The organism is Polaribacter uvawellassae (assembly GCF_039748955.1).
In the GTDB taxonomy this organism is placed as follows: domain Bacteria; phylum Bacteroidota; class Bacteroidia; order Flavobacteriales; family Flavobacteriaceae; genus Polaribacter; species Polaribacter uvawellassae.
Genome location: NZ_JBDIZN010000001.1, coordinates 541653 through 556370 on the forward strand (window position 1 = coordinate 541653; position 14718 = coordinate 556370).

Sequence of the window (14718 nt, forward strand, 5' to 3'; positions counted from 1 at the left end):
CAATTTTAAAACCATACAATCATGGCACATAAAAAAGGAGTAGGTAGTTCGAAGAATGGTAGAGAATCAGAATCGAAACGTTTAGGAGTTAAAATTTTTGGAGGACAGGCTGCAATTGCAGGAAACATTATTGTTCGTCAAAGAGGAACAACACACAACCCAGGAGAAAATGTATATATGGGAAAAGACCATACATTACATGCTAGAGTTGATGGAGTTGTACAATTCCAAAAGAAAAGAGACAATAAATCTTATGTTTCTGTAGAGCCTTTTGAGGTTTAATAACATCAAGATATAGATATAAACTCCCAAACATTTGTTTGGGAGTTTTTTTTGGGCTTAAAATCTCTATATTTGGTATGAGTTAAAGAAAACCCCTATGAAATATATAAAACCGCTATTCTTTTTACTAATTTTAGTAAGCACATATTCTTTTGCGCAAACACAAAGCAGTCAACTAAATGATGTTTTTAAAGCAGAAGATTTAATTTTAGCTAAACAACTAGATTCTGCATTAATTTTGTTAAAAGATTTAGAGCCTACAAATAGAGTTATAAGATTAAAAAACATAGCTACAAAGGAAACTATATCTTATGCAGATTACCTTACTTTTACTGCTCAAACAGGTAATAAGCAGAAAAATGATTATGCGTTGGTTTCTAATTTTATAAATGAAAATATTTCAGAGCCTTCAAGTAAAAAAATCAATTTTGATTACGTAAAAATTAAATGGATTCAAACAACAAAACTAAGAGAGGAAAAAACTATTGCAGAAGCAAATATAGAAAATGATAAGCTTCAAAAATATATAGAAAAATTCGATCCAAAAGATAAAGATGTTAGAAGAGCAATAGTATATTTAAACATCCATAGAATTGTTCTTTACACAATTGAAAGAGATCTATCCAACGGAAAAAAATTAGCTTTAGAGAATTTAAAAAATTCAAGAGAATTACAAGACACAGAATTAATAATTGCATCGTTATATCACCTGAATGATTTTGTTATAATAGAAGGTAAGCTACAAGAATATATTGATATTTGTGAAGAAGGCTTAGAGTTAGAAAAGACTTTACCAAACACAAGTAATTATTATTATGGCACAGTAGCTCATGCCTTAGATGCGTATATTTATAAAGGAGGACATGAAAAAAGAGTTGAAGAATTGTTGAATATTCTTTACAGCGAAAACAACGCTAGACATTTGAGCTATTCTCTATATTCAAAATATCTTGGTACTATTGATTTAAAATCACCTTTTGCAAAAAACATATTCAAAAAATTTAATGCTTCAAATTTGGTTGATTATTGCCAGAAAATAACTTTAGAAGGCGAAAAAGTATTAAATCAAAATGACTTCTTTCATTTAGTAAATGAGAATTCTAGAACCTTAGAAAGACATAATTTTTTAAAAGAAGCAATTTTATATAATAAAAAATCGGTTGAATTGATTCAGAAAATTTACTCCAACGATTTAGCAAACTCTTTATCAGACGCAAAATCTAAATACGCCATTCAAGAAAAAGAATTGGAAGTTAACTTAGAAAAAGAACGCTCTAAATTATATAGCATCATAGCTTCATTGACAGGTTTCTTTTTGGTGATTTCTATTTTTATTATCATCCGTATTATAAAACAGCGAAAAGAATTAACACGCAGAAATAATAAAATTAAAAAACAAAGAGACGATTTAGATAAAGCATATAAAGAGAAAGAATTGTTAGTTAGAGAAGTGCATCATCGCGTAAAAAATAATTTTCAAATTGTATCGAGTTTATTAGAATTGCAGAGCAAAGGAATTGAAGATGAAAAAGCACTTGAATTAGCCAATGAAGGTAAAAACAGAGTAAAATCGATGGCATTAATTCATCAAAAATTATATCAAAATAAAAGCGGCTTGGTAGATTTTGATGAATACATAAGATTATTAGTTAAAGAATTAGCTTCTTTAAATACTTCTGGAGAAAAAGTAACAACAAAAATAGCATCAGAAAACATGTTTTTTGATGTAGATACCGCAATTCCGTTAGGCTTAATCATCAATGAAATTATTACAAACGCATACAAATATGCTTTTTCTAATGATAAAAAACACGAATTACAAATCTCTATTAGTAAAGAAAAAAACGAAGAATATAAATTGATTGTAAAAGATAATGGTCCAGGTTTAGCTGCTTCTTACGACATTAAAAAAGCAAAAAGTTTAGGCTTGCGATTGGTAACAAGATTGGTAAAACAATTACAAGGAACTTTAGTGCAAACCAATGAAAACGGAGCAAAATTCGAAATTCATTTTAAAGATATTCACGCAAGACTTTTAACAGATTAAGTTTTTAAAAGGCTAAAAAAGACATGAATAAAGTAAAAATTTTAGTAGTAGAAGATGAAATAATTATTGCAGATCATATTTGTGATTCTCTTGATGAATTAGGATATGAACCTTTAGAGCCTGCAATAAATTATACTGAAGCCATTGAAACTATTGAAGCAGAAAAACCAGATATTGCTATTTTAGATGTTCAATTAGCAGGAAAAAAAACAGGAATTGATTTAGCTAAAACCATTAAAGATAAATACGATTTTCCTTTTATTTTTTTAACATCAAATGCAGATGCCGCAACCGTTAATCTGGCAAAAGAAGTAATGCCACCTGCATATTTAATAAAACCTTTTACAAAAGAAGATCTCTTTTCATCCATCGAAATTGCGTTGCATAATTTTTCTAAAAAAACTGGAGAAGCTGCTGATAATAACTTATTTTTTAAAGATTCACTTTTTATCAAAGAAAAAGGCTTTTATACAAAAGTGCTTTTTGATGATATTTTATATATAGAAAGCTCTCATGTTTATGTTGAAATTTTCCTTAAAAACCAGCAAAAATTATTAGTAAGAAGTAGTTTAACTGAAATATTAAGTGATTTAAGCTCTAGTTTTATCCGAGTTCACAGAGGTTTTATTGTAAACATAAAACATTTAATTCAACTAAATAATAATGTTGTTGTTATTGGCGAAAAAAGTATTCCCATTGGCAAAAAATACCGAGAAGATATCTTAAAAGTCATTAATTCAATCTAAAGTTAACGTTAAGAACAATTTTTAATTACTTCAGAACATTTTATAAGCACCCAACTGCTTTATGATGTACTTTTAATTAGAATTTAACAATTTAAGAAGAATCGGGGGAATCTATTTTAAATTTGTTTAGATAATTTTAATGAAAAAGCTACTTATTTTTAGGTAGCTTTTTTTATTTCGGTCAATTACTATTATTTCTAATCCTTTCTATTTTGTACATTTACCAGTATGAAATTTATCTATAATTTTATCGTAGAATTTTCTTCATTTTTGCTGATAATTTTTGCTGCATTTAATAACAAATTAGCACTTTTTGTTACTGGTAGAAAAGAAACGTTTAGCAAGTTATCTATTTTAAATAATAGCGAAAATGTAATTTGGATTCATGCTGCTTCTTTGGGCGAGTTTGAACAAGGAAGACCCATTATAGAAAAACTAAAAGAACAATATCCATCGTATACAATTGTATTAACTTTTTTTTCTCCTTCGGGATATGAAATTCGTAAAGATTATGAACATGCCGATGTTGTTTGTTATTTGCCAATGGATTCTAAAAGTAATGTTCGTAAATTCTTAAATATTGTAAATCCGACACTGGCTATTTTTATAAAATATGAATTTTGGCCAAATTACTTATTCGAGTTACAAGAAAGAAATATTCCAACGATTTTAATCTCTGGAATCTTTAGAAAAAATCAAATTTTCTTTAAGCCTTTTGGGAGCTTTATGAGAAAATCGTTAAAAGCATTCAACCACTTTTTTGTTCAAGACCAAACTTCTAAAGATTTACTAAAAAGCATCAATATAGAAAATGTGACTATTAGTGGCGACACGCGTTTTGATAGAGTCAATGAAATTTTACAACAAGACAATGTTTTAGATTTTATTACCGAGTTTAAAAATAATCAATATACAGTTGTAGCAGGAAGTACCTGGAAAGAAGATGAAGAAATCTTGGTGAATTATATCAATCAATCAACAGACGAAAAATTTATTATTGCTCCGCATAATATTAACGCAAAAGACATTGAAATCTTAAAAAATTTAATCAATAAGAAAGTTGTTTTATATTCAGAAAAAGAAGGAAAAAATATATCAGAATTTGATGTTTTTATTGTGGATACCATCGGAATTTTAACCAAAATATACGCATTTGCAGATGCAGCTTATGTTGGTGGCGGATTGACAAAAAACGGTGTTCATAATGTGTTAGAACCAGCAACTTTTGGTGTGCCAATTGTAATTGGACCAGAGTATAAAAAATATAAAGAAGTTGTAGATTTGGTTGCTTTAAAAGGGTGTAAAGTAATTGCAAATCAAAACGAATTTTCAACTATTTTTACAGAATTAAAGTCAGGCAAAGACTACAGAGAGCAATTAGGGAAAATTAATCAGAATTTCATAAAAAGTAATATTGGAGCAACTGATTTAATCCTAAAATATATCAACCAAAAAATAACTAATTAATGGAATTTATCTCACAACCTTGGGCTTGGTACGTTGCTGGCCCTATGATAGCAATTATTTTGTTGCTGATGAATTACTTCGGACGAGGTTTTGGAGTATCAACAAATTTAGAAACATTTTGTACCATTGGCGGAGCAGGAAAAAGATCTGATTATTTTAAAAAAGACTGGAAAGAACAAAGTTGGAGTCTAGTTTTTGTATTGGGAATTATTATAGGCGGATATCTTTCTTCGCAGTATTTAATGCCTACAGAAAACATTGCAATCAACCCAGAAACAGTTTCAGAATTGGCAGAATTAGGATTTGCAAATGCAGGTCAGTCTTATGTTCCAGCAGAAATTTTTAGCACAGAAAATATCTTTTCTTTAAAAGGATTTTCCATTTTAATTGGCGCCGGATTTATGATTGGTTTCGGAGCGCGTTATGCTGGCGGATGCACTTCTGGCCACGCAATTACAGGATTAAGTAGTTTGCAATTGCCATCGTTATTGGCAGTAATTGGCTTTTTTATTGGCGGTTTAGTAATGACTTGGCTTTTAATTCCTTTAATTTTTTAGCTAGTACAAATGTCAGGTCGAGCGGAGTCGAGACCTAATTGAAAAAATAAATACAATGAAAAACATCAAATTTTTAGTAATAGGAACACTTTTCGGAATTATATTAAGCAAATCAGAAGTGGTTTCTTGGTACAGAATTTACGAAATGTTTAAGTTTCAATCGTTTCATATGTTCGGAATTATTGGAAGTGCAGTTATTATATCCATGGCTTTAATGCAATTGTTTAAAAACGGAAAAATAAAAAACTTTAAAGGTGAAAACATCATTACAAAAGAAAAGAAAAAAGGATTGATAAGAACCATAGTTGGTGGTACAATTTTTGGATTAGGTTGGGCATTAGCTGGTGCTTGTCCTGGACCAATGTTTGTGTTAATTGGACATGGAATTACAAGTATTTTTATTGTAATTTTAGGAGCGACAATTGGTGCTTTTGTATATGGAATATTAAGTGAAAAATTACCTAATTAATTGAAGAAATGAGCAAATTAATAGACAGTTTTGGACGACAAATAAATTACGTTCGGTTGGCCGTAACCGATCGATGTAACTTGCGTTGCCAATATTGTATGCCAGCTCACGGAATCGAAATTGTGCCAAGAAAAGAATTATTAACCTACAAAGAAATGTATCGTGTAATTCGTGTTTTGACAGAATTATGCGTTAATAAAATTCGATTAACTGGAGGAGAACCTTTTGTGCGAAAAGATTTTGTAGGGTTTTTAGAAATGCTGTCTTTTAATGATTTGTTAGACGATATCAATATTACTACCAACGGTGCTTTGATTTACAAGCATATTGAAACGCTGGAAAAACTGAAAAAGGTAAAAAACATCAACCTAAGTATTGATAGTTTACAAGCTGATAAATTCAACGAAATTACTCGCAGAAATGTGTTTGATGAAGTGTATAAAACGATGGAAGCGTTAGAAAAAAGCAGCATGAATTTAAAATTAAATGTTGTTGTACAATCTGGGATGAACACGAATGAGATTACTGATTTTGTTCGGTTGACAAAAGACAAAGACATTGCTGTCAGATTTATAGAAGAAATGCCTTTTAACGGAAAAGGACAGCGCGAAATGAAAGAAGCGTGGAATTATAACAAGATTTTAAACGAGATAAAATCGGAGTTTGATGTTACCGAAATTCAATCAGAGAAATCATCAACTTCTCGAAATTTTTCAATAGAAAATCACAAAGGTTCTGTCGGAATTATTCCCGCTTTTACAAGAACTATTTGTGGCGATTGCAATCGAATTAGAATTACATCCACCGGAACATTTAAAAACTGTTTGTTTGATGATGGCGTTTTTAATTTAAGAGATTTTATTAGAAACGGAGCGAGTAACGAAGATTTAAAAGAACTTTTTTTATCGTTGGTAAAAGAGAAACCAGAAAATGGTTTTATAGCAGAAGCAAACCGAACCAAAGGGAATGTTTCTGAAAGTATGAGTACCATTGGAGGATAGTTCAATGTAAAAATGAATTAATTGAATAATGTAACAATGTCACCTCGAGCAGAGTTGAGAGGTCTTAATTATAATGATTTCAGTAGAACAAGCTTTACAAACCGTTTTAAATTCAGCCCAAGACTTTGGCGTTGAAGAAATTCCGTTTATCAAATCTGTTGGTAGAATTCTAAAAGAAGATATAAAAGCTGATAGAGATTTTCCACCATTCAACAGAGTTTCTATGGATGGAATTGCCATTGATTTTAAAGAATTTAGTTCTCGACTCCGCTCGAACAGACATTTGCAGTTTACAATTGAAGGAATTCAAGCTGCTGGAAGCGAACAAATCACATTACAAAACACAGAAAATTGTATTGAAGTTATGACTGGCGCAGTATTGCCAAAAAATTGCGATACGGTTATTCGATATGAAGATGTTGTTATAAAAAATGGTATTGCAATAATTAATATAAAAGGCATTAATCACGCTCAGAATGTTCATGAGAAAGGAAAAGACGGAAAAGCAGGAGATGTATTAATCAAACAAAACACCATCATTTCTGCCGCAGAAATAGGCGTTTTAGCTACGGTCGGAAAATCAATTGTAAAAGTTGCAAAGCAACCAAAAGTGATGATCGTTTCAACTGGAGATGAATTGGTTGATGTTGACGAAATTCCGTTAGCACATCAAATTAGAAGGAGTAATGTTTTTACGTTGGTTTCTATGTTAGAAAAAATGCATATTCCTTCAGTAACGGCGCATCTTACAGATGATAAACCAATTTTAAAGGAGAAAATAAAAGCCTTTTTAGAAGAATATGATGTGTTACTTTTTAGCGGAGCGGTTAGTAAAGGAAAATTCGATTTTTTACCAGAAGTTTTTGAAGAATTGGGCGTTGAAAAATTATTTCACAAAGTAGCTCAAAGGCCTGGGAAACCATTTTGGTTCGGTCGCGCAACAACTTTAAATACGAATAATTTACATACAGAAAAACAGACTGAGAATAAATACCAGAAAAAGACAATTGTCTTTGGTTTCCCAGGAAATCCGATTTCAACATTTGTCAATTGTTTGGCGTATTTTTATCCTTGGTATTATACCTCTGTTGGAGTAGAGCAGCAAGAAGAGAATGCAATTTTATCTGAAGATGTTTTTTTTAAACCAAATCTTGCATACTTTTTACAAGTAAAGTTGAGTTATAGATTTGGGCATTTAATTGCATTGCCAATTACTGGAAACGGTTCTGGAGATTTGGCAAGTTTGGTAAATGCAGATGCATTTATTCAGTTGCCAGCAAATCAAACTGATTTTAAAAAAGGAGAAGTTTTTCCAATAATAAGATATAGATAATGAGTGAATTCAGTCATTTAAACACCAAAAATAATCCTAAAATGGTAAACGTTTCTGATAAGAAAATTACCAAAAGAACTGCCATTGCAAAAGCAACCATGTTTTTAGGAGAAGCAGTGATTTCTCATTTTACAAATGATGAGTTAATTACCAAAAAAGGACCAGTTTTTCAAACGGCAATAATAGCCGGAATTCAGGCTGTAAAAAAGACTTCAGAATTAATTCCGATGTGTCATCCATTATTAATTAACGGAGTCGATATTGATATTGAAATTGTGGATGATGAAAATATTGAAATCTTTTGTAAAGTGACTATTGAAGGTAAAACCGGAGTTGAAATGGAAGCCTTAACTGGCGCAAATATTGCTTGTTTAACGATTTATGATATGTGTAAAAGCATTTCACAAAAAATGGTGATTAAAGAAGTAAAACTACTAGAAAAAACAGGCGGAAAATCTGATATTAAAAATGATTAAACACACAAAACATACAAATTTAACACGAAGAGAAAACGGAAATTTTGCACCGAATGAAATTGCTGTTTTAGGAACAACATGTGGAATAATTGCAGATTTGGTGAATCAAGTTTCTAAGGAATTGTCAAATTATAAATTAGCATATTTTGACGCTTCGCATGCAAATGACGTTGAAAAGAATCAGCTTTCAGAATTTGTTTTTCATCATGAAGGAAACTTGCAAATTACTACTTCTGGCAACATCAATAAATTTGAGCAACGATTGCAGTTTGCACAATTTGACTATGTATTTATCAACGGAAATCATTATGCGGGTTCAAAACAAATTGTCTTTTTAGACCCAGCAAAAGAAGCATCAATTTACAAAAGAATTGAGCAAATTTCTGAGGTAGTATTTTTTATAAAATTAACTAAAGAAGTTGAAGTTTTTAACTCAATAAAAGATAAATTCCCAAATTGGAAAGAGATTCCACAATACGAAATTTCTGAAACAGAAAAAATCACAAATCATATTGCAAATATTGTTCAAGAAACAATTCCGATTATAAAAGGTTTGGTGTTGGTTGGCGGAAAAAGTACCAGAATGGGAAAAGACAAATCTCAATTGAATTATTTTGGAAAACCACAAAAAGAACACGTAAAAACATTGCTAGAAAACCACAAATTAGAAACGTTTTTTTCTGTGCAAAATTCATCAAGAAATAAAGAAGAAATTCATGATACATTTTTAAATTTAGGTCCATTTGGCGGAATTTGTTCCGCATTTCAAAAAGACCCAAATTCGGCTTGGTTGGTGTTGGCAACCGACGTTCCGTTTGTAAATAACAAGTTGATAAAATTATTATTAGAAAAACGAAATTCGAGTAAAGTTGCCACAACAATTAAAGGAAAAGGAAAGGAATTTGTTGAGCCTTTAATTACCATTTATGAACCAAAAGCGTATCCGATTTTATTGCAATATTTAGCACAAGGATATTCGTGTCCACGTAAAATGTTAATCAATTCTGATGTAGAAATTGTAGAAGTTAATGATGATTTTATTAGAAATGTAAATACACCAGAAGAGTTTGATTTGGCCAAAAAAGAGATTTCTGTTATGTCATTACGAGGAAGAATGACGAAGTAATCTGTTAATTAAAATAGTGAATGTTGAATGAAGAGATTGCTTCGTTCCTCGCAATGACAAATAAAATGAAACCAACAAAGAATCAACTTTTTAAACGTCAAACTACACTATCAGAAATTGGTGAAATTGGGCAACAAAAACTACAAAATGCAAGTGTTTTGGTAGTTGGTTGTGGCGGCTTGGGAAGTCCGATTGCTGTACATTTAGCAACAAGCGGAATTGGAAAACTCCATTTGGTAGATTTTGACACGATTGATGTTTCCAATTTACACAGACAAGTGTATTTTTCTTTGGATGATGTTGGGAAATCAAAAGCAGAAATAGCAGCAAATTTCATTGAAAAAAGAGCACCTTTTACAAACGTGAGTTTTTCAACAGAACCAATCACAAAACAGAATGTTTTTGAGTTGATTGAAAATGTTGATATTGTTGTTGACGGAACCGATTCATTACCAACAAAATATTTGCTAAACGATGCTTGTGTCATCAAAAATAAACCATTGGTTTATGGTTCTTTGTATAAGTTTGACGGTTATGTTTCGAGTTTTAATGTAAAACAAGAAGATGGAAAATATTCTGCGAATTTGAGAGATGCTTTTCCGAAAATGGCAATTGATATTCCGAATTGTGAAGAAGCAGGAACCTTAAATTCTATTGTTAGTTTAATCGCGGCACAACAAGTAAACGAGGTTTTAAAATTGGTTACTGGAATTGGAAAACCATTAACAGATGAGTTGTTGATTTATAATTCTCTTCAGAATTCTCAAATAAAAATGAAGTTGCAAAACATCGTTTCAAAATCAGATATTGAAACTATTTTTAAAAATGAAACGTATTTTGATGCCAGTTGCGAAATTCAAAATCCAAATTGGTTGATTTCTGCTCAAGATTTAAAAGAAATTATTTTGGATACTGAGCGTAGTCGAAGTGTAGAAATTATTTCTGTTTTAGAAAACCTACAAACACCATTTAAAGTTGATAAAACACTTCCAATATCCAATTTTAATGTTGAAGAATTTCAAATAGATGTATCAAAAAAATATGTTTTGATTTGTCAAAAAGGAATAACAAGTTATCATACAACAAAATTATTAAAAGATAGATTTCCAACAACAACAATTCTTAGTTTAGTTGGCGGAATAAATGATTATTAAATGACAAATCCAATTCAATTTTACACCCAAGAAAAGTCAAAACTTGAGGGTGAATTAATAAGCTTAAAAAAGCAATTATTTAATATCAGCGCTTTTCGGTTTGTTGTTTTTTTCACAACCAGTTTTGGTGTTTATTTCTTTTTTGGAAAAGGTTTAATCGTTTCTATAGTTGCAATTGTAGGTTCTATAATTTTTGCTTTTTTACTAGTTAAAAATGCAAAACTACAAACAGAAAAAGAAATTTTAATCTCTAAAATAAAAATTAATAGTACAGAAATTGCAGTTTTAAACGGAGATTATAAAGATTTAAAACCAGGAAATGAATTTGTAGATCCTCATCATTTTTACAGCAACGATATTGACTTGTTTGGCAAAGGTTCATTTTTTCAATATTCTAACAGAACCGCAACAGAAGAAGGGGAACAAGCGTATGCAAACCTTTTAACAGAAAACAACATTGATCAAATTAAAGAGAAACAAAAAGCAGTTATAGAACTTGCTGAAAAAGTAAAATGGAGACAACATTTTTCTGCAATTGCTGGTTTGGTTAAAGTGCAGTTTAGCTCTAAATCAATTTTGAATTATATAAAAAAATACGAATCGGTTTTGCCACACTATTTTAAGAATTCGGTAAAAGTATTTTCATCGATTTCGATTGTATTAATTTTATTAGTTAGCCTAAGCGTAGTTCCGTTTACAATTTTAGTTTTTTGGTTCTTTTTTGGATTGTTTATTTCTGCTTCACAGATTAAAAAAACAAATCATATTTACAATCAATCAAGTAAAGCAAAAGAAACATTTAAGCAATATTATCAATTATTATCAGAGATAGAATTGCAATCTTTTTCTTCAAAAGTATTAATAGAAAATCAACAAAAATTACAATCAGAAAAAGAAAAAGCTTCTGTTATTTTTCAAAAGTTTTCTAGAATTTTAGATTCATTTGATCAACGAAATAACATCTTGATTGGAATAGTAGGAAACGCTTTATTTCTTTGGGATATTCAGAATGCAATTAAGGTAGAAAAATGGATTTCAAACTATAAACATACAGCAGAAAGTTGGTTTAAAGTGATTGCTTTTTTTGATGTTCAAAACACATTGGCAAATTTTTCTTACAATCATCCAACCTTTGTAATGCCTATAATAAATAAAAATAGTGCTGTTATAAAAGCAGTACAACTTGGGCATCCTTTATTGAATTCAGAAAAAAGAATAGACAATGATTTTGTGATTGATAAAGAGCAATTTTTTATTGTAACTGGAGCAAATATGGCAGGAAAAAGCACATTCTTAAGAACAGTTTCTTTAACGGTTGTAATGTCAAATGTTGGCTTGCCAGTTTGCGCAAAAAGAATAGAATACAATCCGATAAAATTAATTACAAGCATGAGAACTTCGGATTCTTTAGCAGATGATGAATCGTATTTTTATTCAGAATTAAAACGATTAAAATTTATTGTTGACACGATTGAAACTGAAGATTATTTTATCATTTTAGATGAAATTTTAAAAGGAACCAATAGTAAAGACAAAGCCATTGGTTCTAAAAAGTTTGTTGAGAAGTTAAGTAATTCTAAATCTACTGGAATTATAGCAACGCACGATGTTAGCTTATGCGAATTGGAAGATGAATTTAAAAATGTTGAAAATTATTTTTTCGATGCTCAAATACACAAAGATGAATTACATTTTGATTACAAACTAAATAAAGGAGTTTGTAAAAATATGAATGCATCTTTTCTGTTGAAAAAAATGGAAATTATTTAAAAGAAAGTTACAAAGTTGAAAAAGCGACAAGTTGCAAAGTAAAAAAACTGATTACTGCAACCGCTAACTGTATACTGAAAATTACGGATGCGCATTTACCCAAACTTCTCCGTCAGAAAAATGTTCTTTTTTCCAAATAGGAACAGTTTCTTTTAAGGTATCAATTGCAAACTGACAAGCATCAAAAGCAGCATTTCTGTGTTTAGCAGAAGCAGTAATAATAACTGGAACTTCACCAATTTGCAACATGCCTTCTGCATGATGAATGGCAATTTTTACAATTGGAAATTTATCTAAAGCCAAATCTGCAATTTTTTGCATTTCTTTAATCGCCATTGGTTTGTAGGTAGAGAAATCTAACTGTTTTACTTCTTTTCCTTTTGTGTCGTTTCTTACGGTTCCAACAAAAGCAGAAATTCCGCCACAGGAAGCATCCGTTACAAAATCGTAGCATTCTTGTAAGTCTAATGTATCAGAAGTAATTTTTATAGATGTTTTGCTCATATCTGTTACAAAAATAGGAAATCAAAACGTATCTTTGCGTTGCTAATTTTAGAAGTTTAAAAAATGAAAAAAATATTTAGAATTGTTAGTTTTTTAGAAGGTGTTTCTTACTTATTGTTGCTTTTTATTGCAACTCCAATAAAATATTTTGGAGACGATGAAAGCTACGTAAAAATGCTTGGAATGCCACACGGAATTCTATTTATGGTATATGTTGTTTTGGCATTTATGCTAAAACCAGAAGAAAAATGGAACGGAAAAACTTTTGGAATTGTATTGGTCGCTTCTATTTTACCTTTCGGAACTTTTTATGTTGATAGAAAATATCTTCAGTAAAACATGTCATTTAGAAATGAATTTTTTACAATTGAGAAATCTGTCAATTTTTAGATGTAATTATTAGTTCTCCTTCCCTTTGGGAAGGTTAGAATGGGTTTTTAACCTCCACTTACTGGCGGAATAATTGCTACAACATCATTTTGATTTAACAGAGTTTCGTTAGAAGCATAAGCTTCATTTACGGCAATTGCATACGAATTGATGTTTTTTAACTGCGGATATTTAGTTTTTATTTCTGTTTTAAAATCAGCAATTGTACAATTATCTGAGACCTCTAATTCTACCGAAGAAGTTTGGAGTAAATCTGTTGCAATTCCGAAAAGTAAGAGTTGTATTTTCATTATGAACAAATATAAAAAAATAAGATTAACCTGTAACTTTTCTCATTATCCATTCTAGCGGGCCGCTTTTTTTATATTTCATCCAAATGAGTGCAAAAACTATACAACCTAAACTAAATACAAGTCCGTAAACAACGGAAAAATTTAAAGAATGTTCACCTAATTTTGTGTCAGAAATAACCTCTATCAATCCCATTCCTATAATTACGTGAGCCACATAAAAAGTTAATGCCAATTGACCAGTTTTTGTGAGTGCTTTTATAATAAAAGAATTTTCAAACTTCTGAGAAATTAAAATACAAATTGAAATAATACAAACAGAAATACTACTACCAGAAATCATATAAATTGGTAATGGAGGCATTGGGTTTGTTCCTAGTATTGATTGTAATTCTTCTGTTGCTGTTATGCTTCCGTCAGATAACACAGTAATTGCAAGCATAGATATTAGTTGCATTACAATAAAAATAAACAAACTAAACAAAGCCGCTTTTTTCACAAAACGATTGTTTGTTAAATCTTGTTTCCCAAACCATAAACCAATCAACATAAAAGCAGCCCAAGGAATTACAGGATGAAAACCGTTTAAGAATAAGTTTCTTAGGAAACCGTTTAAAGTCCAAAAATCTGTGTAATCAAGAGTTGTAAAATTCCAGCCTGTTTCATAGTTGAAAAATAGTAGAATTATTGGATATAAAAAGATAATTGCTAAAGTAGAATAGAAAATTTTTTTAGAACTGCTCTGAATCAATACTAAAGCAATAAGCATGTAGATTCCGTAAAAATGCAAAATGTCTGCAGGCCAAATTAATATATAAGATAATCCAACAACAAAAAGAAAAAACGCTCGTTTTAAGATTCTTTTTTTTACATTTTTAATTTTCTCTAGATCGTTTTGGTGTATTGCAGAATTTGTCATAAAAGCGATTCCAATTCCTGCTAAAACAACAAATGTAGCAGCTGCTTTCCCTTCTAATAAAGAGGTGAAATTTCTCACCCAAGTTTCACCTTGTTGACCTAAAACCATTTTAAAATTAACTAAAATCATTCCAATCACAGCAAAAGCTCTAGCAACATCAATACCAATAATTCTTTTGTTCATTTTA

General features: G+C 30.2%; 16 protein-coding genes. 13 read left to right on the forward strand and 3 right to left on the reverse strand.

Going from position 1 to position 14718, the window contains the following annotated elements; translation table 11 throughout:
• Nucleotides 1-21 precede the first annotated feature (21 nt).
• The 12 genes from rpmA to ABDX67_RS02545 all read left to right on the forward strand — a co-directional run bounded on the left by rpmA (nucleotide 22) and on the right by ABDX67_RS02545 (nucleotide 12428).
• Complete coding sequence (gene rpmA / locus ABDX67_RS02490; RefSeq protein WP_301402375.1) at nucleotides 22-282, forward strand: 50S ribosomal protein L27; 261 nt, start codon at nucleotides 22-24, stop codon at nucleotides 280-282.
• A 97-nt stretch (nucleotides 283-379) separates the two neighbouring features.
• Nucleotides 380-2329, forward strand: a complete 1950-nt coding sequence (locus ABDX67_RS02495; protein WP_347173313.1) for a sensor histidine kinase — start codon at nucleotides 380-382, stop codon at nucleotides 2327-2329.
• Nucleotides 2330-2352: 23 nt separating this feature from the next.
• A complete protein-coding gene (locus ABDX67_RS02500) occupies nucleotides 2353-3075 on the forward strand; it encodes a LytR/AlgR family response regulator transcription factor (RefSeq protein WP_347173314.1) in 723 nt (240 codons plus the stop codon).
• 228 nt (nucleotides 3076-3303) lie between these two features.
• Nucleotides 3304-4542: a 3-deoxy-D-manno-octulosonic acid transferase gene (locus ABDX67_RS02505; RefSeq protein WP_347173316.1), complete on the forward strand. Its 1239-nt coding sequence runs from the start codon at nucleotides 3304-3306 to the stop codon at nucleotides 4540-4542.
• Nucleotides 4542-5099, forward strand: a complete 558-nt coding sequence (locus tag ABDX67_RS02510; protein WP_347173318.1) for a YeeE/YedE family protein — start codon at nucleotides 4542-4544, stop codon at nucleotides 5097-5099. The genes ABDX67_RS02505 and ABDX67_RS02510 overlap by 1 nt, the downstream gene beginning before the upstream one ends.
• 55 nt (nucleotides 5100-5154) lie before the next feature.
• On the forward strand, nucleotides 5155-5568 hold the full coding sequence (locus ABDX67_RS02515; protein WP_347173320.1) for a DUF6691 family protein: 414 nt from the start codon (nucleotides 5155-5157) through the stop codon (nucleotides 5566-5568).
• Between the two features lie 8 nt (nucleotides 5569-5576).
• On the forward strand, nucleotides 5577-6569 hold the full coding sequence (gene moaA / locus ABDX67_RS02520; RefSeq protein ID WP_347173321.1) for a GTP 3',8-cyclase MoaA: 993 nt from the start codon (nucleotides 5577-5579) through the stop codon (nucleotides 6567-6569).
• Between the two features lie 73 nt (nucleotides 6570-6642).
• Nucleotides 6643-7902, forward strand: a complete 1260-nt coding sequence (locus ABDX67_RS02525) for a molybdopterin molybdotransferase MoeA (protein ID WP_347173322.1) — start codon at nucleotides 6643-6645, stop codon at nucleotides 7900-7902.
• A complete protein-coding gene (gene moaC, locus ABDX67_RS02530; RefSeq protein WP_347173324.1) occupies nucleotides 7902-8378 on the forward strand; it encodes a cyclic pyranopterin monophosphate synthase MoaC in 477 nt (158 codons plus the stop codon). The genes ABDX67_RS02525 and moaC overlap by 1 nt, the downstream gene beginning before the upstream one ends.
• The gene (locus ABDX67_RS02535) at nucleotides 8371-9504 is read left to right on the forward strand and encodes an NTP transferase domain-containing protein (RefSeq protein ID WP_347173325.1); all 1134 of its coding nucleotides are present in this window, start codon (nucleotides 8371-8373) and stop codon (nucleotides 9502-9504) included. Before moaC ends, ABDX67_RS02535 begins: the two co-directional genes overlap by 8 nt.
• Before the next feature lie 65 nt (nucleotides 9505-9569).
• On the forward strand, nucleotides 9570-10658 hold the full coding sequence (locus ABDX67_RS02540; protein ID WP_347173327.1) for a HesA/MoeB/ThiF family protein: 1089 nt from the start codon (nucleotides 9570-9572) through the stop codon (nucleotides 10656-10658).
• Entirely contained in the window at nucleotides 10659-12428 is a 1770-nt protein-coding gene (locus tag ABDX67_RS02545; protein WP_347173328.1) for a MutS-related protein, read from the forward strand. It begins immediately after the preceding gene.
• An 81-nt stretch (nucleotides 12429-12509) separates the two neighbouring features.
• Here the strand turns inward: ABDX67_RS02545 and ABDX67_RS02550 are convergent, their stop codons facing one another.
• Nucleotides 12510-12932, reverse strand: a complete 423-nt coding sequence (locus ABDX67_RS02550; protein ID WP_347173329.1) for a molybdenum cofactor biosynthesis protein MoaE — start codon at nucleotides 12930-12932, stop codon at nucleotides 12510-12512.
• Nucleotides 12933-12995: 63 nt separating this feature from the next.
• Between ABDX67_RS02550 and ABDX67_RS02555 the strand changes: the two genes are divergently transcribed.
• Complete coding sequence (locus tag ABDX67_RS02555) at nucleotides 12996-13268, forward strand: DUF3817 domain-containing protein (protein ID WP_347173330.1); 273 nt, start codon at nucleotides 12996-12998, stop codon at nucleotides 13266-13268.
• Between the two features lie 101 nt (nucleotides 13269-13369).
• On the opposite strand, the gene ABDX67_RS02560 is transcribed toward ABDX67_RS02555, so the two are convergent.
• The gene (locus tag ABDX67_RS02560) at nucleotides 13370-13612 is read right to left on the reverse strand and encodes a MoaD/ThiS family protein (RefSeq protein ID WP_347173331.1); all 243 of its coding nucleotides are present in this window, start codon (nucleotides 13610-13612) and stop codon (nucleotides 13370-13372) included.
• A 25-nt stretch (nucleotides 13613-13637) separates the two neighbouring features.
• Nucleotides 13638-14714: a DUF418 domain-containing protein gene (locus ABDX67_RS02565; RefSeq protein ID WP_347173332.1), complete on the reverse strand. Its 1077-nt coding sequence runs from the start codon at nucleotides 14712-14714 to the stop codon at nucleotides 13638-13640.
• Nucleotides 14715-14718 lie beyond the last annotated feature (4 nt).